At 67.0% G+C, this 20,410-nt stretch carries 21 protein-coding genes; 13 read left to right on the top strand and 8 right to left on the bottom strand.

Annotated features, from left to right (window positions below):
- Nucleotides 1–160: 160 nt before the first annotated feature.
- On the top strand, nucleotides 161–1,501 hold the full coding sequence (locus MKK52_RS06650) for a sensor histidine kinase (protein WP_243953036.1): 1,341 nt from the start codon (nucleotides 161–163) through the stop codon (nucleotides 1,499–1,501).
- An 8-nt stretch (nucleotides 1,502–1,509) separates the two neighbouring features.
- Complete coding sequence (locus MKK52_RS06645; protein ID WP_243953035.1) at nucleotides 1,510–2,172, top strand: response regulator transcription factor; 663 nt, start codon at nucleotides 1,510–1,512, stop codon at nucleotides 2,170–2,172.
- A 590-nt stretch (nucleotides 2,173–2,762) separates the two neighbouring features.
- Here MKK52_RS06645 and MKK52_RS06640 read toward each other — a convergent pair.
- The 6 genes from MKK52_RS06640 to MKK52_RS06615 form a co-directional block, all read right to left on the bottom strand.
- Nucleotides 2,763–4,277 (bottom strand): sodium:solute symporter, encoded by a 1,515-nt coding sequence (locus MKK52_RS06640; RefSeq protein WP_243953034.1) that lies wholly within the window; start codon nucleotides 4,275–4,277, stop codon nucleotides 2,763–2,765.
- Nucleotides 4,274–4,510 (bottom strand): hypothetical protein, encoded by a 237-nt coding sequence (locus MKK52_RS06635; RefSeq protein ID WP_243953033.1) that lies wholly within the window; start codon nucleotides 4,508–4,510, stop codon nucleotides 4,274–4,276. Before MKK52_RS06635 ends, MKK52_RS06640 begins: the two co-directional genes overlap by 4 nt.
- A 23-nt stretch (nucleotides 4,511–4,533) precedes the next feature.
- Nucleotides 4,534–4,980, bottom strand: a complete 447-nt coding sequence (locus MKK52_RS06630; RefSeq protein WP_243953032.1) for an SRPBCC domain-containing protein — start codon at nucleotides 4,978–4,980, stop codon at nucleotides 4,534–4,536.
- Complete coding sequence (locus MKK52_RS06625) at nucleotides 4,967–5,323, bottom strand: ArsR/SmtB family transcription factor (RefSeq protein WP_243953031.1); 357 nt, start codon at nucleotides 5,321–5,323, stop codon at nucleotides 4,967–4,969. The genes MKK52_RS06630 and MKK52_RS06625 overlap by 14 nt, the downstream gene beginning before the upstream one ends.
- A gap of 300 nt (nucleotides 5,324–5,623) precedes the next feature.
- Nucleotides 5,624–6,013: a RidA family protein gene (locus MKK52_RS06620; protein ID WP_243953030.1), complete on the bottom strand. Its 390-nt coding sequence runs from the start codon at nucleotides 6,011–6,013 to the stop codon at nucleotides 5,624–5,626.
- Nucleotides 6,014–6,261: 248 nt separating this feature from the next.
- On the bottom strand, nucleotides 6,262–7,215 hold the full coding sequence (locus tag MKK52_RS06615; RefSeq protein ID WP_243953029.1) for a GlxA family transcriptional regulator: 954 nt from the start codon (nucleotides 7,213–7,215) through the stop codon (nucleotides 6,262–6,264).
- 117 nt (nucleotides 7,216–7,332) lie between these two features.
- Here MKK52_RS06615 and MKK52_RS06610 point away from each other — a divergent pair, with 117 nt between their 5' ends.
- The 7 genes from MKK52_RS06610 to MKK52_RS06580 all read left to right on the top strand — a co-directional run bounded on the left by MKK52_RS06610 (nucleotide 7,333) and on the right by MKK52_RS06580 (nucleotide 13,123).
- Nucleotides 7,333–8,145, top strand: a complete 813-nt coding sequence (locus tag MKK52_RS06610) for an SDR family NAD(P)-dependent oxidoreductase (protein ID WP_243953028.1) — start codon at nucleotides 7,333–7,335, stop codon at nucleotides 8,143–8,145.
- A gap of 15 nt (nucleotides 8,146–8,160) precedes the next feature.
- Entirely contained in the window at nucleotides 8,161–8,556 is a 396-nt protein-coding gene (locus tag MKK52_RS06605) for a tautomerase family protein (protein WP_243953027.1), read from the top strand.
- A gap of 123 nt (nucleotides 8,557–8,679) precedes the next feature.
- A complete protein-coding gene (locus MKK52_RS06600; protein ID WP_243953026.1) occupies nucleotides 8,680–9,063 on the top strand; it encodes a tautomerase family protein in 384 nt (127 codons plus the stop codon).
- Nucleotides 9,064–9,609: 546 nt separating this feature from the next.
- On the top strand, nucleotides 9,610–10,212 hold the full coding sequence (locus MKK52_RS06595; RefSeq protein WP_243953025.1) for a TetR/AcrR family transcriptional regulator: 603 nt from the start codon (nucleotides 9,610–9,612) through the stop codon (nucleotides 10,210–10,212).
- A gap of 129 nt (nucleotides 10,213–10,341) precedes the next feature.
- Complete coding sequence (locus MKK52_RS06590) at nucleotides 10,342–10,572, top strand: hypothetical protein (protein WP_243953024.1); 231 nt, start codon at nucleotides 10,342–10,344, stop codon at nucleotides 10,570–10,572.
- Between the two features lie 81 nt (nucleotides 10,573–10,653).
- Nucleotides 10,654–12,069: an amidase gene (locus tag MKK52_RS06585; protein ID WP_243953023.1), complete on the top strand. Its 1,416-nt coding sequence runs from the start codon at nucleotides 10,654–10,656 to the stop codon at nucleotides 12,067–12,069.
- A 229-nt stretch (nucleotides 12,070–12,298) separates the two neighbouring features.
- Nucleotides 12,299–13,123 (top strand): alpha/beta hydrolase, encoded by an 825-nt coding sequence (locus MKK52_RS06580; protein WP_243953022.1) that lies wholly within the window; start codon nucleotides 12,299–12,301, stop codon nucleotides 13,121–13,123.
- A gap of 79 nt (nucleotides 13,124–13,202) precedes the next feature.
- On the opposite strand, the gene MKK52_RS06575 is transcribed toward MKK52_RS06580, so the two are convergent.
- Nucleotides 13,203–13,616: a DUF2852 domain-containing protein gene (locus tag MKK52_RS06575; RefSeq protein WP_243953059.1), complete on the bottom strand. Its 414-nt coding sequence runs from the start codon at nucleotides 13,614–13,616 to the stop codon at nucleotides 13,203–13,205.
- A 275-nt stretch (nucleotides 13,617–13,891) separates the two neighbouring features.
- Here MKK52_RS06575 and MKK52_RS06570 point away from each other — a divergent pair, with 275 nt between their 5' ends.
- Nucleotides 13,892–15,055, top strand: coding sequence for a mandelate racemase/muconate lactonizing enzyme family protein (locus MKK52_RS06570; RefSeq protein ID WP_243953021.1), 1,164 nt, complete (start codon nucleotides 13,892–13,894; stop codon nucleotides 15,053–15,055).
- Nucleotides 15,056–15,101: 46 nt separating this feature from the next.
- Here MKK52_RS06570 and MKK52_RS06565 read toward each other — a convergent pair whose 3' ends face one another.
- Nucleotides 15,102–16,007: an SDR family oxidoreductase gene (locus tag MKK52_RS06565; RefSeq protein ID WP_243953020.1), complete on the bottom strand. Its 906-nt coding sequence runs from the start codon at nucleotides 16,005–16,007 to the stop codon at nucleotides 15,102–15,104.
- A 417-nt stretch (nucleotides 16,008–16,424) separates the two neighbouring features.
- On the opposite strand from MKK52_RS06565, the gene gntA reads away from it, so the two are divergent.
- The 3 genes from gntA (at nucleotide 16,425) to MKK52_RS06550 (ending at nucleotide 20,403) form a co-directional block, all read left to right on the top strand.
- A complete protein-coding gene (gene gntA / locus MKK52_RS06560; protein ID WP_243953019.1) occupies nucleotides 16,425–17,201 on the top strand; it encodes a guanitoxin biosynthesis heme-dependent pre-guanitoxin N-hydroxylase GntA in 777 nt (258 codons plus the stop codon).
- 5 nt (nucleotides 17,202–17,206) lie between these two features.
- A complete protein-coding gene (locus tag MKK52_RS06555; RefSeq protein WP_243953018.1) occupies nucleotides 17,207–18,694 on the top strand; it encodes an aminotransferase class I/II-fold pyridoxal phosphate-dependent enzyme in 1,488 nt (495 codons plus the stop codon).
- A 377-nt stretch (nucleotides 18,695–19,071) separates the two neighbouring features.
- Entirely contained in the window at nucleotides 19,072–20,403 is a 1,332-nt protein-coding gene (locus MKK52_RS06550) for an LLM class flavin-dependent oxidoreductase (RefSeq protein ID WP_243953017.1), read from the top strand.
- Nucleotides 20,404–20,410: the final 7 nt, after the last annotated feature.

The following is a 20,410-nucleotide window of genomic DNA, read 5'->3' as shown; positions in this document are numbered from 1 at the left end:
GATGACACGGCGCCATCTTTCGGCTCCTGCCGCGACCGGGCCAGGGCTATCCTCCCGCCGAGGGCCGGGCATTCTTCCCGACCCGACTGTCCATGGCTTGCGCGCTGCGCCGCTCCCGGTGCCAAATCAGGACCTCGCTTCGAGCCCAGCCGTTTCATCCATGAGCCTGCCCGCGCACCTCGGCCTCCGCCTCCTCGTCATCGCCCTGCTGTGCCTCGCCGGTGCGGTCGCATGGACCGCCTGGGAGGCCCATGCGAGTCTCCGCCGGGAGGCGGCGACCTCGGCCGACCGGATCGCCGGACAGTTCGCGCGACAGCCGGGTCTCGGCAGCGCCGGCCCGGCCGCGATGCCCGCGGCCGCTCCGCAGGCCGCGCCGGCCATCCTCACACTCCTGCCGGGGATCTGCGCCGACATTCACCTCGGCATGGAATTGCCCCGGCGCAATTGTGGCGACTGGGACGGCGTCGATGCCGCCCCCGGGTGGTTCCGCGAGATGCTTTTCTGGGAGGCCGAGGCCGTACCGACGATCCGGCCGATCGTGTACCGTGAGCGCACGATCGGCAGTGTCACGGCGTGGCCCGACCCGATGGCGTCGGCCGTCCGTCTCTGGCGTCAGTTGCGCCTCGTGGGCGGGCTCGCCCTTGGAATGACGGCAGCGACGGTGCTGCTCAACTGGCTCGCCGTCACGCGCCTCGTCGCGCCCGTTGGTCGGATCGTGCGAGGGCTGGAGAGCCTCGACACGGCCGTGACCCGGGCGCCGCTGCCCCGCTTCGCTGCCGCCGAGTTCGACCGGATCGCCCGTGCCTGCGACGGGCTCGCCGAGCGGCTCATCCGCACCGAGGCGGAGCGCGCGAGCCTCATGCAGCGGCTGGTCATGGTCCAGGAGGAGGAGCGGGAGGCGCTCGCGCGCGATCTGCACGATGCCTTCGGCCAGTGCCTCGCCGCCGCCGGCGCACGGGCCGCCGCGATCGAGCAGGCCGCGCCCCCGGAGCACGAGGACATCCGCGAGGACGCCCGTGGCATTGAGGACACCATCGCCGCGATGCGGAGAAGCTTGAGCGGGGCGCTGGCCCGCCTCGAACTGCCCGATTTCGCCGAAGCCGGCTTGGAGGGCGCTCTCTGCGGCCTCGTCGCGAACTGGCGGGGGCAGCTCAGGTCCGGCCCCGCCCTGCATCTCGACGTGACGGGCGATCTGACCGGGATGCCCTGCACTGTGTCCGCGAGCCTCTATCGGATTGCGCAGGAGCTTCTGACGAACGCCCTCCGACACGGAAGGCCAAGCCGTGTCTTCCTGCGGCTGCACCGGTCCGAGGCCGGGGCACGCACAGTGACGCTCACCCTCGATGACGACGGCGGGGGCGATGTGTCCCGAACGACGTCCGACACGGGCCGAGGGCTCGTCGGCATCCGGGCAAGGCTCGCCGCCCTCGGCGGAAGCTTCTCGCTCACCGACACCGGTAGTGGCATCCGGGCCTGCGCGTCCGCCCCCACCCTCGCGTGAGGTCACACATGCCGACGTCCATCCTCCTCGTGGACGACCATCCTGTCGTGCGTGAGGGCTATCGCCGCCTGATCGAGCGGCAGCCGGGCTTGGTGGTCGTCGCGGAAGCCGAGAATGCCGCCTCGGCCTATCACCAGTACAAAGCCCATGCGCCGGATCTGGTGATCCTCGACCTGTCCCTGCCTGGCCCGAGCGGCATCGAAGCCATCCGTCACATCCGCCAATGGGACGGGGCCGCCCGCATCCTCGTCTTCAGCATGCGCACCGGGGCGGTGATCGTGCGCCAAGCCTTCGCGACCGGCGCAAGCGGATATGTCAGTAAGGCAAGTCCGCCGCGTGAGCTGTTGACCGCGGTTGCCGCCGTGCTACGCGGCGAACGGCCGATGAGTGACGACATCACCCACGCAATCGCCCAGGACGAGGTGGCGGGCGGGCGCTCCGTGCTCGACGACCTGAGCCCCCGGGAACTCGAAATCCTGAGCCTAACTGCCGGGGGGATGACCGCCCAGGCCATCGCCGACGCGCTGTGCCTGAGTCTCAAGACGGTGCACAACAACCTCTCGGTGATCCGCGCCGCGCTCGGAGCGCGCACCGATGCGCACCTCGTTTGGATCGCGATTGGCGCCGGCCTCGTGAGTTCGGCCGAGGCACCACCCGTCTCAGACGCATGAAATTTTGTCCGGTCTATCAAATTTCGACCGAAAGCTGATTGTTGCGACGCCAAACTCAAATCGTAAATCATCTCCCAAAATAATTTGGACAAGCTGATATATGGAATGATATCGAAATAAGACATCAATGGATGAAGCCGCTATCCCTTGTTATTCATGACGTTCGCGTTGTATTCGTCTTGCGCGAGAGTTCCGACGGCCGCGACACGCTCGCGATCAGCCGGCAGCAGGTCCTCGTCCAAGAACGCCAGCCGCTTCCACGCAGCCACCGTTGCGTTCCCCCGCGCGTCGGCACGTCGTGCGAGCTGACCTCATGCCGGTCGCGGTGAACGTCGCGTGGGCAGCGGCGAGTCATCTCCGCCGATCCGTACGAAACTCGGCGCGCCGCCCTTGTAGGACACGGTCGGTTGGCCGGTGGCATCGATGGTACAGGAACAGCATGTCGCGTCCCTCGATGAAGGCTCGGTGGTCCTCGGACAGTCGGTCGCTGACGATCACGCGCTCCTGCGTGTCCGCCAGACGGCGCGTGCCGAAGCGGTCCTGCAACGCCCGGTGCTAGGGCGTGTAGACGCTTCCCATGGCGGGTCTCCTCAGGCCATGGCCGGTCGAGACTGGCGGCTCACCCCCGACTGCCTTTCCCGCCTCCCCCGTACGACGGCGAACAGTTCCTCGATCCGCCGTCGCTCTTCGGCCGAATGCGGAAACTTATAGGCGCAGGCGATGTAGACGATCAGATTGACGGCCAAGCCGAAGCAGCCGGAGGTCAGTCCGTAGCCGAAGGGTAGATGACCGCCATAGGCGAACTCCAGCCCGACCGCCGTCACGAAGCCCAGGATCATGCCGGCGAACGCGCCCTGCCGGTTTCCTCGTTTCCAGAAGATCCCGAGGAACTGCGGCACCGCGAGTTGGATGATGCCCTGGTAGGCCAGCACCGCCAGCGAGAAGAGCGCCGGCAGTGTCAGCGTGGCGAGCCACGAGGCGAGGAGCGTCAGGAGCAGCATGCCGACCTTGGCGATGACGATCATCCGCTTCTGGTCGAGTTCGGCGTAGTTGCCGACGAGGTCGTTGGCGAGTTGAGCGCCATACGCCTGGATGTTGCCGTCCGTGTGTCCCATCGAGGCGGCGAGCAACACCACGCCGGCGAGGCCCAGCAGCACGAGGCCGCCGGCCTGCTGCGAGACGATGAACCAGACGTCATCGGGCTTGGCCACCGCCTCAGGGACCTTGGAGGCGAGCATGCCGAAGATCAGCAGCGCCACGCCGAACAGGAAGGTCAGCGGCACGGCGAGGGCGGCAGACTTCTTCAGGCTGTGAACGCCATCGGCCGTAAATAGCCGCACGAAAATGTAGGGCCAGCACCAGCCCCCGATTGCGCCGGTGAACATCAGCGCGAACAGATAAAGCGGCCCCTCCTTGGACCCGAAGCTCGGGATCGCGAACATCTTTGGATCGAGCGAGGCGAGGGTGCTGCCCCGGGCGACCATCAGCCAGACGATGAGGCCGACGAGCATCGCGCCACCGCCGACATAGGCGACGATCCCCTGCAGGTAATCGGAGATCACGACGCCGCGCATGCCCATCCGCACGGTCCAGACCTGACGGAGCGCGATGACGAGCACGCCGACCACGACCGACGTCGAGAACGAGAGTGCGCCGAGCGACATCGCCTGGAACAGGTTGCCGAGCGCTTGCATGCCGAGCACCAGCCAGGGCAAGCCCGAGACGATGCCGATCAGTGCCGCAACCGTGCGGATGTGGCGCGAGCCGTAGCGCAGCGCGAACAGGTCGCCCTGGGTCCGCAGGTCGTAGGCTTTGCCCCAGATCCAGACCGGCCGGGCGAGCACGAACAGCAGCACCACGGTCAGGAGCGAGTAGGACAGGACGTAGAACGACATCACCCCGGCGGTGACCGAGAGTGCGCCGAAGGCGGTGAACATCGAGCCAGGATACCAAGTGTTGAGGAAGGACATCGCTTGGTAGCGCGCGCCGAAGGAACGGCCGCCCACGGCATAATCGGTGAAAGACTGGTCGATGGCGCTGTTGCGCTGGAGCACCCAGACCACGGCAGCAAAGAACAGGGCGAGCAGGCCAAAGGTGATGATCATGCCGCGCTCCCCTCGTCGGCCGCATCGAGCCAATAGGCGACGATCAGGCTCGTGGTGATGCAGAGGCTGACAGCCAGGAAGTAAAACAGTGCGGCCGGGATCGCGGCGATCTGGGTCGTGCGGCCGTCGGCGGCCCAGTAGAGCGGCGGGGCCAGCGCTACGATTGCGTCGAGCGCAAACCACAGTTTGACGATCCCGCGCCTGAGGGGCGCAGGTGAGGTTCGTGTCGGCATGGCGTTTCCTCGTTTTTTGTCGTTTAGTGCAGGACGCGATCAAGCTTGTCGAAGCAGCTCGGCCAATCGCCCTGGTAGGCGTCGCGGATGTCGCCGCGGGCGATCCGACGATGGGTCAGGCGCATCTCGCTGGTGCCGTCGTCCCGCGGGGTGAAGTCGATTTGCAGCACCGTCTCCTCGCCCGGCAACAGGTCGAGGGGGCCGTCGTAGATCCAGGTCTGGATGATGCGACGCCCCGGTTCGAGTTCCCGATAGCGTCCGCTGATCCGGTGCTGCGTACCATCGGGCCCCCGCGTCTGTAGGCGGAAATGACCACCGACCCGCAGGTCGGTCTCGGCCCGCTCGACCACGTTCGGCCCCGGCGCGAGCCAGCGCTGGACCATGACCGGGTCGGTCCAAGCCCGATAGAGCGTCTCGCAGGTCGCCCGGAACGTGCGGACAAGGATGACGGCTGGCTCAATCTCGGTCATCGTCGTCCCCGGCATTCAGGAGATCTTCCAAGGCGTCGAAGCGCGCGTCCCAGAACTCGGTGTAGGCCCGCAACCATGAGAGCGCCTGCACGAGGGGCTGACGCTCGAGCGAGCAGCGATGGACCCGCCCTTCAATCGCCCTGCGGAGAAGGCCCGCCTGTTCGAGCACGCGGACGTGTTTGGAGGCGGCGGCCAGTGACATCGCGTGCGGCGCGGCCAGTTCGGAGACCGTGCGCTCACCGGACGCGAGCTGCTGCACCATCGCCCGGCGGGTCGGATCCGCGAGGGCATGAAAGATACCGTCCAGGGCTGCAGGCGGATGATCAACCATTTGGTTGATCATTGCAGGCTACTCCCGGGATCGCAAGGGGGGCGGATGAACTCCTAGGGCCCATGAATGGTCTTGTCCGTTTTCTTGCGTCCGTTGCTCGAGAGCGGACGGGCAGAAACCCACCCGACCCGGTAGTTCAGTGGCGCCGGTCGACGCGACAGGTGCTGGCCGAAAGCGGCTGGTCTGCTGCGAAAATGGTCCGTCGCTAAAGCAGACGACCTCCTACCGATCCCACCCAGCCGCCAGGACAGCCGTTAGCGCTTCTCAAACGCAGCCATTCATCGGCGGTCCGACAACTTTGGATCGCTGTGGTTAGCGGTCTTCGCTGCCCTTGCGGGCCGTGACCTCGATTTCGATCTTGATCCGTTTGTCGATCAATCCCGCCTCGATCATTGTCGCTGCAGGCCGCGCCTCTCCAAACGCACCTCGGAGGGCAGGCCAGCAGGCGGGGAAATCTTCCGCCGTTGGCAGGATGTAGCGCACCCGCACGACGTCGGCGAAGGTCGCGTCGGCCTCTCGCAAGGCTAGCGCGATATTTGCCAAAGCTTGCTCGGTCTGGGCCGCCACATCATTCGCGATGGTCATCGTAGCGTAGTCGAACCCGGTGGTGCCGGACACAAACACCCAATCGCCTTCGACGACGGCCCGGGAGTAACCGACGTCATGCTCGAATGACGAGCCGGACGAAATGAGGTGGCGCATCGTATTTCCTCGGGGCGTCGAACCGATACTCCGGCCTAACCTTTGGGATTGCAATGGGATGTGCGCAAGCGGGTCAATCTCGTCCGGTATCCCGTTGATCCGCGGGGACACGAACGGACTGAAAACCACCCCGAGCCGCCATTCCAATCTCGACCCAAGCCGGACGGGCATTCTCGCTCCTTCTTCGCCCGGAAGCAGACGTGCAGGGCGGCCTCCCCCCGGTGTGGGCTCATCGCGAACGGCTTCAGCTACGCGTTCGCCGGATCTGCATCTCCACGCGCATTGCGCCGAATGACCTGCGGCGGCTGTCCGAACGCCCGCAGGAAGGCGCGGCGCATGCGGTTGCGATCCGCGAAGCCGGTTTGGTCGGCGACGGCGTCGATGGGATGTCGGCTGCGCTCCATCAACACCCGCGCGGCCTCGACGCGCAGGTTCTCAACTGCCTTCGCCGGCGACTGGCCGGTCTCGGCGTGGAAGACGCGGCTGAACTGGCGCGGGCTGAGGTGAGCGGCCTCCGCCAACTCTTCGACCGAGAGCGGGCGGTGGAGGTTCTGCTTGGCGTAAGTCAGGGCCGCCTGGATGCGGTCCGACTTCGCGTCGAGGTCGAGCAGCGTCGAGAACTGCGACTGGCCCCCTGCCCGGCGATGGTAGAGCACGAGTTTCTTGGCGATCTCCTTCGTCACCGCGTGGCCAAGATCCGCCTCGATCAGGGCGAGCGCGAGGTCGATGCCGGCGCTCATGCCCGCGGATGTCCAGATCGGACCGTCGTTGATGAAAATGCGGTCCGTGTCGGCCGAGCACTTCGGGAATTGGGTTTGTAGCTCCCGCGCGTGCATCCAGTGCGTCGTGACCCGCCGTCCGTCGAGCAGGCCGGCTTCGCCGAGGACGAAGGCCCCCGTGCAGATGGCGGCAACGCGCCGGGCGTTTGCGGCCGCGCGCTGAACCAGCGCGACGAGGCCAGGCGTCGACGGTTGCACGAAGGTGCCGCCGCCGATGACGAGCGTGTCGAAGGGCATCTCGCCGAATGCCTCCGTTTCCACGTTCATGCCGGCCGAGGTGCTGACCGGACCTCCATGCTCAGAGATGAAATGGATGTCGTAGGTCGCCTCGTCAGTCGCGAGATTGGCGACCTCAAAGGGCGGCACGGCCGCCAGCGCCATCATCGAGTAGCCCGGATAGACGACGAAGCCGATGCGCTGCATGCCCATCTTCCATGACCTAAATCGACGCAACTATGACATTTGCGCCGCATACAGACAACGGTAGCTTCCTCCCATCGGGCGCCACCGACCCGTGCGCGAACGACGAGGAGAACGACGATGACCACTCGATCCACCAAGGGCCTCGCCGTCGTGACCGGTGCATCCGCCGGCATCGGCGCGGTCTACGCCGACCGTCTCGCCAAGCGGGGGTATGACCTCCTGCTGGTCGCCCGCAACGGGGAGCGCTTGCAGGCGCTGGCCGACCGCCTGTCCCGCGAAACGGGGCGCAAGGTCGAGCCGTTCACGGCCGACCTGGGCCGTAAGGACGATCTCGCACGCCTGGAAACTCGCCTGCGGGAAGACGCGAGCATCACCATGCTCGTCAACAACGCCGGCATCGGCTCCGTCGCCTCGATCCTTCAGGCCGACGTGGAGACGATGGACGCGATGATCCAGCTCAACATCACCGCGCTGACCCACCTGACCTACGCGGTCGCTCCGGCCTTCGTGGCCCGCGGATCGGGAACCATCATCAATATCTCCTCCGTCGTCGGCATCGCGGTCGAGATGCTCAACGGCGTCTACAGCGCCTCGAAGTCCTACGTCCTCAGCTTCGGCCACTCGCTGCAGAAGGACCTCGCGGACAAGGGCGTGCGCATCCAGACCGTGCTGCCCGGGGCGACGGCCACCGAGTTCTGGGATGTCGCCGGTTACGCGGCACAGAAGACATCGGTGATCACCATGTCGGCGGCCGATCTGGTCGATGCGGCCTTAGCCGGTCTCGACCAGGGCGAACTCGTCACCATCCCGGGCCTGCAGGATGTGTCCGACTGGACGCGCTGGGAGGAGGATCGGAAGACCATGTCTGCCAAGTTCGGCAACGCCAAGCCCTCCGTGCGCTATGGGCTCGCGACGGCGAACGCGGCCTGAACCCGAGGAGGATCCATGCCGTACCTTCAGCTCGACGTGACCGGCACACACTCCGTGGCCTCCAAGAAGCGCCTCGCGGCGCAGATGAGCCGGACCTATGCGGAGATGATGGCGGTCGACATCAGACGGATCAGCGTCGCCATCCGCGAACTCGGCGAGGGCGGCGTGTGGCGGATACCGGACTCCGGCGGCGAGCCGGTGCCGGTCTCCGTGATGATGCTGGACATCCGCAAGGGACGCTCGGCCGAACTGCGGATGGAGGTCGCCAAGGCGCTGTGCGCCCACTGCGTCGAGATCCTCGGGCTGAGCGAGGATCGCCTCAATGTGGAGTTCACGCAGCATTCCGGCGACGAGATGTATCACCCGACCCTCGGGGGCTACAGCCCCGAGTGGTCGGAGGATGAGCGCTAACCCGCCGCGCACGGTTCTGGCGCTGAGTGAACGCCATCGTGCAAGATGACCTTCGGGCGGTCGCCGTCGCGGTCTGGCCTGGACCCACTGCCGTCTTAAACTACAGACCCTGAGGAGTATGACATGCCATTGGCTCGGATTGATCTCGTTAAGGGCAAGTCCGCCGAGTACCGCCGAACGATCGGCGAGGTCGTCTACGACGCCATGCGCGAAGCCCTGAACGTGCCCAAGGATGATCGTTTTCAGGTCATAAACGAGCATGAGCCGGAAAACTTCGTCATTGACCCGAGCTACCTCGGCATCCACCGAACGAGAGACTGTGTCGTCATCCAGCTCACCCTCAATGCGGGGCGCGGGGTGGAGCAGAAGCGAAGCTTCTACAAGGCGGTGGCGGACGGCCTGCACGAGCGCCTGGATCTGCGCCGTGAGGACGTGTTCATCAGCCTCGTCGAGGTCGTCAAAGAAAACTGGTCCTTCGGCAACGGCGAGGCCCAGTATGCGACGTGATCGCTTGGGGCATGCCGCTCGATGCGGCTGTCGAGGGTAGCCGCTCCCAATGCCCTGGGTTGCCCCACCCAGAGGACGCCCGCAATCGCGAGCAGTATCCCTCGAGTACGCTTGACCGTCATCGGTTCGCCGAGGACCGCGCCGCCGCCGATGAACATGCCGGAGACGGGCCCGACGATGTTGGCCGGTCCGAGCGAGAGCCTCTTAAACGGAGATCCGGCAGCAACCATGAGCGCCGTACCGGCGGCGTAGGCGTACGACGCCCCGGCCGGGTCGTGCATTGGCCAGACCATCGCGCCGACCCGTCGGACGGCGTCGATGAAGATCTGCGCGAAGTACCCCGGCGCTCCGGTGCTGACGCTATGAAATTCAGTAATTGCTCTGGCGATACGCCGCCGCTGGTCTTGAAAGCAGACACCAGCGGTGAGGCGTGTCTTAGCAAGGTTCGTCGGCTGCGAACTGCCGCGCGGTGTCCTATACCCCCGATGGCGAAAAAAATTCGAAACGGCACTAGACGACCGGTCTAATCCATCTTATTTCATCGTCATGGCACGCGTCACCGCACACACCGATACCCGGCAGGAGATCCTCGATACCGCCTACGGCCTCGTCGGCGCGAAGGGGTTCTCTGGGGTCGGACTCAATGAGATCCTGACCTCGGCTGGCGTGCCGAAGGGGTCGTTCTACCACTACTTTGGCTCCAAGGAGGCTTTCGGCGAGGCCCTCCTGGCCGACTATTTCGAAAGCTATCTCGCCGACCTCGACACGACGCTTGCCGAGCCGGGGCTCAGCCATGCGGAGCGTCTGATGAACTACTGGCGCAAATGGCAGGCCACGCAGGGGAGCATCGACTACCAACGCAAGTGTCTTGCGGTGAAGCTTGCGGCGGAGGTCTCGGACCTGTCCGAGGCGATGCGCCTCGCCCTCAAGTCCGGCACCGCCGCGATCATAGAACGGCTGTCGCGAGCCATCGCGGCGGGCATGGCCGAGGGCTCGCTCAAGGTCGAGAGCGAACCGCATACGACCGCCGAGGACCTGTATCACGTTTGGCTCGGTGCGAGCCTGATGGCCAAGATCGTCCGAACCGACGCACCGTTCGAGGCGGCGATTGGCACAACCCGACGCATTCTGGGCCTCGCGTCGCACTGATTTACCGCGTTTGGAAGTCGCTCAGGACCGCTTCCTTCACGCCAAAATCCAAGACGACCGGTCTACTTTTATCGGAGCGAGCTGCCTCCCTCTGGCCGGCGGGGGAGCAGAACCCAACGGAGAGAACCCATGTCCCACCACATGCAGCCCACCGTAGCCGCAACCCTCACCGTTGCCGGGGTGATGACACTCCTGGCCGCGTCACAAGCGACGGCACAAGAGCGGATCACCCTGGAGATGATCGGCGCAGTCCGCATGGCCCGGTTCGAGGAGATCCGCAGCGCGAACCCTCAGACCCGTCCTGCGCAAACGACGCCGACGCGCGATCAGGCTGCGGAACGCACCGCGAAGGCGCGATAGAGCCGCCCCCCCTTGCCCAAGCCATCGACGGAAGCGGCCCCACACCCGCCCGCATCAACGACCTCAAAAGGATCCCAGCCCATGAGCACCAACACCGACATCGTCTTCTCGGACGCGACCCGGCTCGCCGAATTGATCCGCACCCGGCAGGTCTCGCCTGTCGAGGTCGTGCAGGCGCATCTTGATCGCGTCGAGGCGGTCGACCCCAAGATCAACGCCATCGTCACCGTTGCCGAAGGCGCGCTGGCGGCGGCAAGGGACGCCGGAGCCGCGGTCATGGCCGGCGGCCAGCTCGGGCCGCTGCACGGCGTGCCGTTCACCGTCAAGGATTCGATCGACACGGCGGGCGTTCTCACCCAGCGCGGCTCACCGATCTTCAAGGGCCGCACACCCGACACCGATGCGACCAGCGTGGCGCGCTTGAAGAAGGCCGGCGGCATCCTGCTCGCCAAGACGAACCTGCCCGAATTCTCCTACTGGATCGAGAGCGACAACCTGCTCTCCGGCCGCTCGAACAATCCGTGGGACCTGGAGCGCACGCCCGGTGGATCGAGCGGCGGCGAGTCGGCGGCCATCGCAGCGGGCCTATCGCCGCTGGGCCTCGGGACCGACCTCGCCATCTCGGTGCGCGGTCCGGCCGCCCAGACCGGCATCGTGTCGCTGAAGGCGACCCACGGGCGCGTGCCGATGACCGGCATCTGGCCGCGGGCGCCGCGCCGCTTCTGGCACGTCGGCCCGATGGCGCGCTCGATCCGCGACCTCGCGCTCGCTTTCTCGCAGCTCGCTGGCCCTGATGGCGAGGACGCCTTCGCGACCAGCACCGTCCCGTTCGATGCCGGCATCGGCGCCACGCCCGACCGCAAGCTCCGCGTCGGCTGGATGGTCGGGCCGGGCTTCGGTCCCATCGACACCGAGGTCGCGGCGACGGTGCGCTCGGCGGCCGAAGCCCTCAAGGGCGAGGGTCATGACGTGGAGGAGGTGCGCATCCCGGCGCTGGAGCGCGACTTCGCCCTCGACGTGTTCAACAAGCTCCACGTCATGGAGATGAAGCCTGCGTTCCGAGAAGCGGTCGCGGGTCGTCCCGAGGACGAAATCTACAAGATGGCGCGGACGATGCTGTCGCTGCCCGACACGTCGATGGAGGACTACGTCGCGGCCGAGCAGGCGGCGGAGCGGCTCCGGGACGGCTACGCGACCTACTTCCGGGACTACGACGTGCTCCTGACCCCGGTGCTGCCCATTCCGGCGCACAAGCACGGTATCCAGGAACTGGTCGTCAACGGTGAGACCGTCGACCTGACCTACCTTCAGGGCGCGACTGTGCCCCTCAACGTGACGGGCCTGCCGGGCCTGTCGATGCGCTTTGGGACGAGCCGCGAGGGTTTGCCGATCAACGTGCAGGTGGTGGGCAGCTGGCAGGCCGAGTCCACGATCCTGCACGCGGCCTCGGTTCTGGAGCGCGTGAGCCCCGTTCGCGGCCTGCACGCAAGCCTTTGATCGGACTGTACCGGCCGGGGAGCGCCACGCGGGCCCCGGCCGTGGCTGACGTCGAAAGGCCAGACGACACAATCGGGTCGATGTCTGCCCTCGATCTCGGTAGTTATAGCGCAAAGCATCACCACTTATTGCATCTTAATCTCTGCAGCCGACCTTCCTCTTGCCTATCGTGAGGGTCGAGCATCCGGTACGATCTTCGTCGCTCGATCGCGACCAGGATGTACGGCTGATGCTGAGCTATCTGTCAGGCAAGCTCATGGGCGGGGCCCTAATGCTCCTGAACCTTCTCGCGCCCGCCGAGGTCCGCGTCCATAAGGACCTTCCCTACGCTGGCGGAACCCAGCAAGTCGCGGACGTCTATCAGCCGAACACCGATGGTCTGCATCCCGTCGTCGTCTTCTTCTACGGCGGTGGCTGGCGGTCCGGCTCCAAGAACCGGGTCGCCTTCCTCGGTGCCGCCTTAGCGCGGCAAGGTTTCGTCGCTGTGATCCCTGAATTCCGACATTTCCCAAATGGAAGCCTGCCCGACATTCTGAGCGACAATGCCAACGCCGTCGCCTGGACAATCGCCCATGCGGAAACCTTTGGCGGGGATCCGAAGCGCGTCGTGGTGGCCGGACATTCCTCCGGCGCCTGGTCCGCCGCGATGCTGGGACTGGATGGCACGTGGCTTGAGCACGCGGGTTCGAGCCCGGCGGCTCTGGCAGGTGTGATCGGGCTATCGGGACCCTACACGGTGTCGTCCCTGACCGAGACCGTTGACGCGGAGGTTTTCGCGGGCAGCGATCCCACCCTGCAGCCGATCAATCATGCCGCGGGGTCGCATCCGGCCATGCTCCTGCTCACCGGCGCGGACGATCAGGACGTCAAGTCATCCGGTACCGTCGCCCTCGCTGACCGGTTGAAGGCAGCGGGGGACAACCCGGAAGTGCGCATCTATCCGGGGCTGGGGCACGATGGGACGTTGCTGTCGATCGGCACGCCCTTTGCCCACCGGGCGCCGGTCGTCACCGACATCAAGCAGTTCGTCGAGGGCGTGCATACCGCGCAATGAGCGCACTTGAGGCCGGTGTTCGGGGGGATCGGCGCACGACCGAACGGCCGCCGATCCGCCGGCCCGACCGCAGTCGAAACTAAACGGGTCGGTGCTCGGAAGGACCGGTCGCTCCGGCGATGTCGACCACCGCCCCCGAGGCCGCGGGATGCTCCGCCATGAAGCGCTCGAAGGTGGCGCGATCCTTGGCACGCTTCAGCTTGTCAACGAAGCTTTCGAAATCCTGGAGACGGCTTTCGAGAGCGTGGCGCTGCGCTTCGATCCGGCTGATCTCGCCATCGCGCCATGCGTCGAAGGCCGTGTTGCCGCTGGGACGGGCCGTGGCGTGCGAGGACCGTCCGCGGGGCGCAGCGTCACCCCCGAAAGGCCGGCGCAACCGTTCGAAGCCCGGCAGGCCGGACAGCTTGAGATCGTATCGGCCGAGCGCTTGGCGTGCCACGACGACGAGGCCGGCAAAGCCACCGAGATAGAGGGCATCTTCGATGAGGGGCATGAGGGGCATGTGATGGCTCCTTGAGCGCGTCTCGGCGCTGGTGACGATGACCGGAGCATGCCGATGCGCCCGTGATGCAGCCTGAACCGGTCGGTTCAGAGTGGGTTAAGCTCTCGGGCCCCGTGTCCGGCGCCGATCGACCGCAGGCGGAAGCGACCCGGCCCATTTGCAGGCGGTATCCCACGGTTGGTCCGCACGGGCCCCCATGGCGTCGCGGAGGCGCCACCCGATCTCACCTCACCACGTCCCCTTGCGTCCACGAGCGGAGCCCACAGATGCGCATCATCGACGTCCGCGAGGTCACCAAGCCGATCGCGTCCCCCATCCGCAACGCCTACATCGACTTCTCGAAGATGACGGCGAGCCTCGTCGCCGTCGTCACGGACGTCGAGCGCGACGGGCGGCGCGTCGTCGGCTACGGCTTCAATTCGAATGGCCGCTACGGCCAGGGCGGCCTCATCCGCGAGCGCTTCCGCGACCGCCTGCTCGAAGCCGATCCGGCGAGCGTGCGGAACGAGTCCGGGGACAATCTTTGCCCGCACAAGCTCTGGGCGGCGATGATGAAGAACGAGAAGCCCGGGGGCCATGGCGAGCGCTCGGTGGCGGTGGGCACCCTCGACATGGCGATCTGGGACGCCACGGCGAAGATCGCAGAGAAGCCGTTGTTCCGGATGCTCGCCGAGCGGAACGGCCGCGAGCCGAACCCGCGTGTCTTCGTCTACGCGGCAGGTGGCTACTACTACCCGGGCAAGGACGACACCCAACTGCGCGCAGAGATGCGGGGCTACCTGGACCGCGGCTACACCGTCGTGAAGATGAAGATCGGCGGGGCGCCGATCGCGGAGGACCAGCGCCGCATCGAGGCGGTGCTGACCGAGATCGGTTCGCGGGCGCAGCTTGCCGTCGATGCGAACGGACGTTTCGATCTGGAGCAGGGCATCGCCTACGCCAAGATGCTCCGGCAGTATCCCCTCTTCTGGTACGAGGAGGTGGGCGACCCCCTCGACTACGCCCTGCAGGCAGCGCTCTCGGAGTTCTACCCCGGCGCGATGGCGACCGGCGAGAACCTGTTCTCGCATCAGGATGCGCGCAACCTCTTGCGCTACGGCGGGATGCGGCCGGACCGAGACTACCTCCAGTTCGACTGCGCCCTGTCTTACGGGCTCGTGGAGTACCTGCGCACGCTCGACGTTCTGCACCAGTTCGGCTGGTCGCCCGCGCGCTGCATCCCGCACGGCGGACACCAGATGTCGCTCAACATCGCAGCGGGGCTGGGCCTCGGGGGCAACGAGAGTTACCCAGATCTCTTCCAGCCCTACGGCGGCTTCCCCGACGGGATCGCGGTCGAAGACGGACACATCACGATGCCGGAGCTACCCGGCATCGGCTTCGAGGGCAAAGCCGACCTCATCGAGGTCATGCACGAGCTGGCTCATTGAGACGCAGGTGCCAGACTTACGGCCGGTCGAGGTCGCGACCTCAGGATCAGGCGGTGCCGTTTCCGCCGGTCGCGCCGTAGACCTCGCCGGTCACGTAGCTCGCCTCCTGGCTCGCCAGAAAGACATAGACCGGCGCCAGTTCCACCGGCTGCCCGGGGCGGCCGAGCGGCACATCGGAACCGAACTTTTCGACCGCATCCTGCGGCTGGCCGCCCGAGGGCTGAAGCGCCGTCCAGAACGGGCCCGGCGCCACCGCGTTCACGCGGATGCCCTTGGCGATCTGCTGCTTGGCGAGCGCCTTCGAGAAGGCCACGATGCCGGCCTTCGTGGTCGCATAGTCGACCAGGATCTGCGGCGGGTTGTAGGCCACCACCGAGGCGGTATTGATGATGGATGCCCCCGCCGGCATGTGAGGCAGGGCGGCCTTCGTGATCCAGAACATCGCGTAGAGGTTGGTCTTCAGCGTCCGGTCGAACTGCTCGTCCGTGATGTCGCCGATGTCCTTCTGGTTCGTCTGCTTGCCGGCATTGTTGACCAGGATGTCGAGGCCGCCCAGGTCGGCCACGGCCTTCTTCACGAGCATGTCGCAGAACGCCTTGTCGGTGATGTCGCCGGGCAGCAGGACGGCCTTGCGTCCCTCGGCCTCGATCAGCTTGGCGACCTCCTGCGCGTCCGGCATCTCGGCCTCGACGAAGCTCAGCGCGACGTCGGCGCCTTCGCGGGCGAAGGCGATCGCCGCCGCTCGCCCGATGCCCGAATCCGCCCCCGTCACGAGGGCCTTCCGCCCGTCCAACCGGCCATGGCCCCTGTAGCTGGTCTCGCCGTGATCGGGCTTCGGGTCCATCGCTTTGGCCAGGCCGGGCGCCTCCTGCGGCTGCCGTCCGAACGGCGGCTGCGGGTATTGGGTGCGCGGATCCTGCATCGCGAGTCGCTTGTCGGCGTCGTTCGTCATCGTCGATCCTGAAAGCGCCAACGAGGCCGGGGCGGCTGTCGCGGCGGCTATAAGCAGAGTGGGTCCCAATCTCAGGCAAACCGCGGAAGTTCCTCGACCGAAGCTCGACAAGTCGCCGCGCGCCGCCGATGTCGCAGGCGTAGACTCCGGCCCTGAATCGTCACGGGAATGTTATCGCCGATAAATGAAGCCTACTACAGGGCGCGCGAAGTCGTTCGACTATAAGGGTTTAACTCAAAATCCTGCCGTGTCGCCGCCGGCTTTAGTCATGGCGGGCGCATCGATCACATCCCGAAATGCCGCAGGACGGACGGTGACGAGGCTGGAACGGCGCCAGCGGCGTGAGGTTGCTCAATCCGCAATCAGCGACTGCCGCCATCCTGCGCAAGCCTGCGCGCCTCTCGGGCTTCCCGCCTCATGCAAATGCCTTCCGACGATCGCACGCATCCGAGCGCCGAGGCGTTCCGTGCCTTCATCCGCAATGCGCCGTTCCCCTGCGTGGGAGCGAAATCCGCCCTGGTGCGGGGGCAGTTGAGGATCGTCATCGCCCGGGACATCCGATCGGGCTGGGACGACATGCGCATCTATCCCGCCCTGCTGGCCTTCATCGCCGGCTACCGGGCGCGGCCGGATCTGTTCCAGAGTTTCGCCGTCGTCTTCGAAGGCCCGGGTGACCTCGACGAAGCTGCGTTCGAGGATCAACTTTGGCACCGCGTCCAATCGTTGTCCGACAAGGATGCGTCCCTGGGCCTTCCCCACGATGGTCGTGTCGCTCAGGACCCGGACAACCCGCATTTCTCGCTCAGCTTCGGTGGCGAGGCCTTCTTCGTCGTCGGCCTGCATCCCCGGGCCAGCCGTCCCGCCCGGCGGTTCGTATCGCCCGCGCTCGTCTTCAACCTGCATGCGCAGTTCGAGCGTCTGCGCGCCGAGGGACGCTACGAGAAGCTTCGCGCCTCGATCCTCGACCGAGACCTGGATCTGGCGGGCAGCCTCAACCCGATGCTGTCACGCCATGGCGAGATGTCCGAAGCGCGCCAATACAGCGGCCGGGCGGTCGGCGACGCCTGGCGCTGCCCCTTCCGAGGGCGGCCGGAAACACTGCCGGACGCGACAACCCGGTCACAACACGACCTGCCGTTCGACCAGTTGTTTCCAGTCGGCGGGGCTTGGCAGTCGGCGCAGACGGGGGAGTGAACGGCATGATGGACCAGTCCAAGGCACCGATCCTCGACGCGCTTGCCGCCGTCGAGCGTGGTGACATTGCAGGCTTCGGCGGCCCCGGACACGACGAGGGCCGGGCGGCCTCGGCCGACGTGGTCGCCCTCCTCGGCGAAAAGGCCTTCCAGGCCGACGTGCTGACGCCGAAGGGGCTCGACGACCGCACGGAATCGTTCGGGGTGATGCAGCAGGCCTATCGCCTCGCCGCCGAGGCCTGGGGTGCGCAGCTCTGCCGGTTCTCCACCGGTGGCTCGACGCAGAGCGTCCAGACCGCCGTCGCGGCGGTCGCGGGCCCCGGCTACACGGTGCTGATCGCCGGCAACGAGCATAAGGCGGCCTACTGCACGGCCGTCTACGCCGGCGTGAACCTCGTGGCGATCCCGCCGGTGATCGACCGGGAGCGGGACGTCGAGCACGGCACCGATCCCGAGACGCTCGCCCGGCTCCTCGACCTGCATCCGGGCGCGAAGGCCGCGCTCGTGATCAGCCCGACCTTCTTCGGCGTGACGAGCGACATCCGCGCCCTCGCAGAGGTCTGCCATGCCCGCGGCGTTCCCCTGATCGTCGATGCCGCCTGGGGGGCGGCCTACCCGTTCTGCGACCGCCTGCCGGACAACCCGATGGCCCTCGGTGCGGACGTGATGGTGGTGAGCGTGCACAAGACCATGGGGGCGCTGGCGCAGGGCTCGTTCATGCTCGTGTCCGGCGACCTGATCGACCGCGAGCGGTTCGTCTGGGCGTTCGAGATGCTTCAGTGCACGAGCCCGTCGGTGCCGATCCTCGTGTCGCTGGACGCCACGCGCCGCGCCCACGTCGCCGAGGGGCAACGGCTGTGGCAGCGCGTCGTCGACCTCGCCGCTTCGGTTCGGGATCGCCTTGCCTCCCTCGACGGGATCTCGATCCTCGGTCGGGAGATGATCGGCGGCCCCGGCGCGCATGACCTCGACCCGACCTTCCTGATCCTGGACGTGCGCCGGCTTGGGATGTCGGGCTACGAGGCCGACGAGTGGCTTCAGGCCGAGCGCAAGGTGAGTGCGGTGCTGGGCGACCTGCGCCATATCGGGTTCAGCTTCTCGCTCGGCACCACCGAGGCGGACGCCGAGCGTCTCGTCCAGGGCGTCCGCGACCTGGCCGCCGCCGCGAAGGCCGGCGACGCCCGCTTCCACGCGGTCCCGGACGGGGCGCCGGACTACGCGTCGCTCATGGCGGCTCTCCCGGCGACCCCGGCGATGCCACCTCCGTTGGCGGCAGCGGCTCCGTTCGACCGCGTGCCTTATGAGCAGGCCGCCGGGCGGATCGCCGGCCAGTCGGTCGCAATCGTGCCCCCCGCCATCCCCCGCCTGCTCCCGGGCCAACGGATCACTGCCGCGCATGTCGCCTTTCTCCGGGCGAACCTGGATGCCGGGGCGTTCATCCTCGACCCGGACGAGCATGGCGACGGATTGATCCGCGTCGTCCGCAAGGCCTGACCGGCGTGCGGATCGGGGATGGCAGGGTGCCGGCCCTGCAATCCGCCTTCAGGTCGACGCGGGCGAACTCTGTCACCGGTTTCGTCTGCTTCGGGAACACTTGGTGAGCTGACAGCGCGATCATTTTGCTAGATCGCCCCTCGCAAACCGTCTTCCGATGGCCTCGCCAACGGTTGATGGTGGTTCTGCGGCGCTTCCTGCGGCCGGGTCGATGGCAAGGGGCTCGGCACGGATCGCGTTGTCGCGCGACGGCTGCTAGGATTCCGGCGAGGCCACGGCGTCGTCGCCACCCGGGAGCGGGGGCGATCCGGCGGCGGGGCGGCATCCGATACCAGTCCCGCGCGTTTCGATGGGGCTCCAACCCGATCAGACCAGACATGACTCAGAACGTCCTGCGCCTGGGCGCCTTCTTCTACGCCACCGGCCACCACATCGCCGGCTGGCGGCACCCGTCCAGCGAGGCGGATGGCGGGGTCGACCTCGGCCGCTATGTCGGCTGGGCGCAGAAGGCGGAAGCCGCCAAGTTCGATCTCATCTTCCTCGAAGACGGCACCGGCATCCGCGACACCAACCTCCGCTCCAGCGAGCGCACGGCCCGCTCCACCCATTTCGAGCCGGTGACGCTGCTGTCGGCGCTCGCCGCCGTCACCAGCCGGATCGGCCTCGTGGCCACCACCTCCACGAGCTTCAACGAGCCCTACAACGTCGCCCGCCGCTTCGCCTCCCTCGACCTCCTGAGCGGCGGCCGGGCGGGGTGGAACCTCGTCACCTCGGCGACCGACGCCGAAGCCGCCAATTTCGGCAACGACCGCATTGCCCAGCACGCCGACCGCTACGAGCGCGCCGAAGAGTTCGTCAACGTGGTCCTTGGCCTCTGGAACACGTGGGACGACGACGCCGTGGTCATCGACCGCGCGAGCGGCCAGTTCTCGAAGCTGGACGGCTTCCGGCCCCTGAACCACAGGGGCACGCATTTCGAGGTGCGGGGCCCCCTCAACATCTCGCGCTCGCCGCAGGGCCAGCCGGTGCTCGTCCAGGCCGGCTCCTCGGGGCCGGGCAAGGACCTCGCCGCCCGCACCGCCGAGATCGTCTTCACCGCCAACCAGACCCTGGCCGAGGCCGTGGAGTTCTATGGCGACCTGAAGGGGCGCATGGCCGGGTTCGGCCGCGCGCCCGATGACCTGAAGGTGATGCCGGGCCTGTTCCCGGTGGTCGGGCGCACGGAATCCGAGGCCCGCGCCAAGTTCGAGGAATTGCAGGACCTGATCGACCCGGTGGTCGGGCTGGCGCTGCTGGAGCGCATGATCGGCGGCTTCGATCTCTCCGGCTACGATCCGGACGGGCCGGTGCCGGAATTGCCGGAATCCAACGGCGCCAAGTCGCGCCAGCAGCTGATGTTCGACCTCGCCCGCCGCGAGGGGCTGACCCTGCGCCAGCTCTACCTGCGGATCGCCGGGGCGCGCGGGCATTCGCAGATCGTGGGCACCCCCGCCCAGATCGTCGATGAGATGGAGGCACGCTTCCGGGCGGGCGGCGCCGACGGGTTCAACATCATGCCCGCGACGCTGCCGGGCGGCCTCGACGACTTCATCGAGCTCGTCCTGCCGGAGCTGCGTCGGCGCGGCCTGTTCCGGCAGGATTACGAGGGACGCACCCTGCGCGCGCATCTCGGCTCCCGCCCGGCGCCCGGCTTCGGCCAGCGCGGATAGAACCGCG

The sequence above is a fragment of the Methylobacterium sp. J-067 genome (assembly GCF_022829465.1).
GTDB classification, from domain to species: Bacteria; Pseudomonadota; Alphaproteobacteria; order Rhizobiales; family Beijerinckiaceae; genus Methylobacterium; species Methylobacterium litchii.
Note: the sequence above shows the minus strand (reverse complement) of the source record. Positions and strands in the feature narration are given on the sequence as shown.

Coding starts and splice junctions, on each gene's coding strand:
- MKK52_RS06650 (WP_243953036.1), top strand. CDS start 161: ATGAGCCTGCCCGCGCACCTCGGCCTCCGCCTCCTCGTCATCGCCCTG.
- MKK52_RS06645 (WP_243953035.1), top strand. CDS start 1,510: ATGCCGACGTCCATCCTCCTCGTGGACGACCATCCTGTCGTGCGTGAG.
- MKK52_RS06640 (WP_243953034.1), bottom strand. CDS start 4,277: ATGATCATCACCTTTGGCCTGCTCGCCCTGTTCTTTGCTGCCGTGGTC.
- MKK52_RS06635 (WP_243953033.1), bottom strand. CDS start 4,510: ATGCCGACACGAACCTCACCTGCGCCCCTCAGGCGCGGGATCGTCAAA.
- MKK52_RS06630 (WP_243953032.1), bottom strand. CDS start 4,980: ATGACCGAGATTGAGCCAGCCGTCATCCTTGTCCGCACGTTCCGGGCG.
- MKK52_RS06625 (WP_243953031.1), bottom strand. CDS start 5,323: ATGATCAACCAAATGGTTGATCATCCGCCTGCAGCCCTGGACGGTATC.
- MKK52_RS06620 (WP_243953030.1), bottom strand. CDS start 6,013: ATGCGCCACCTCATTTCGTCCGGCTCGTCATTCGAGCATGACGTCGGT.
- MKK52_RS06615 (WP_243953029.1), bottom strand. CDS start 7,215: ATGCAGCGCATCGGCTTCGTCGTCTATCCGGGCTACTCGATGATGGCG.
- MKK52_RS06610 (WP_243953028.1), top strand. CDS start 7,333: ATGACCACTCGATCCACCAAGGGCCTCGCCGTCGTGACCGGTGCATCC.
- MKK52_RS06605 (WP_243953027.1), top strand. CDS start 8,161: ATGCCGTACCTTCAGCTCGACGTGACCGGCACACACTCCGTGGCCTCC.
- MKK52_RS06600 (WP_243953026.1), top strand. CDS start 8,680: ATGCCATTGGCTCGGATTGATCTCGTTAAGGGCAAGTCCGCCGAGTAC.
- MKK52_RS06595 (WP_243953025.1), top strand. CDS start 9,610: ATGGCACGCGTCACCGCACACACCGATACCCGGCAGGAGATCCTCGAT.
- MKK52_RS06590 (WP_243953024.1), top strand. CDS start 10,342: ATGTCCCACCACATGCAGCCCACCGTAGCCGCAACCCTCACCGTTGCC.
- MKK52_RS06585 (WP_243953023.1), top strand. CDS start 10,654: ATGAGCACCAACACCGACATCGTCTTCTCGGACGCGACCCGGCTCGCC.
- MKK52_RS06580 (WP_243953022.1), top strand. CDS start 12,299: ATGCTGAGCTATCTGTCAGGCAAGCTCATGGGCGGGGCCCTAATGCTC.
- MKK52_RS06575 (WP_243953059.1), bottom strand. CDS start 13,616: ATGCCCCTCATCGAAGATGCCCTCTATCTCGGTGGCTTTGCCGGCCTC.
- MKK52_RS06570 (WP_243953021.1), top strand. CDS start 13,892: ATGCGCATCATCGACGTCCGCGAGGTCACCAAGCCGATCGCGTCCCCC.
- MKK52_RS06565 (WP_243953020.1), bottom strand. CDS start 16,007: ATGACGAACGACGCCGACAAGCGACTCGCGATGCAGGATCCGCGCACC.
- gntA (WP_243953019.1), top strand. CDS start 16,425: ATGCAAATGCCTTCCGACGATCGCACGCATCCGAGCGCCGAGGCGTTC.
- MKK52_RS06555 (WP_243953018.1), top strand. CDS start 17,207: ATGATGGACCAGTCCAAGGCACCGATCCTCGACGCGCTTGCCGCCGTC.
- MKK52_RS06550 (WP_243953017.1), top strand. CDS start 19,072: ATGACTCAGAACGTCCTGCGCCTGGGCGCCTTCTTCTACGCCACCGGC.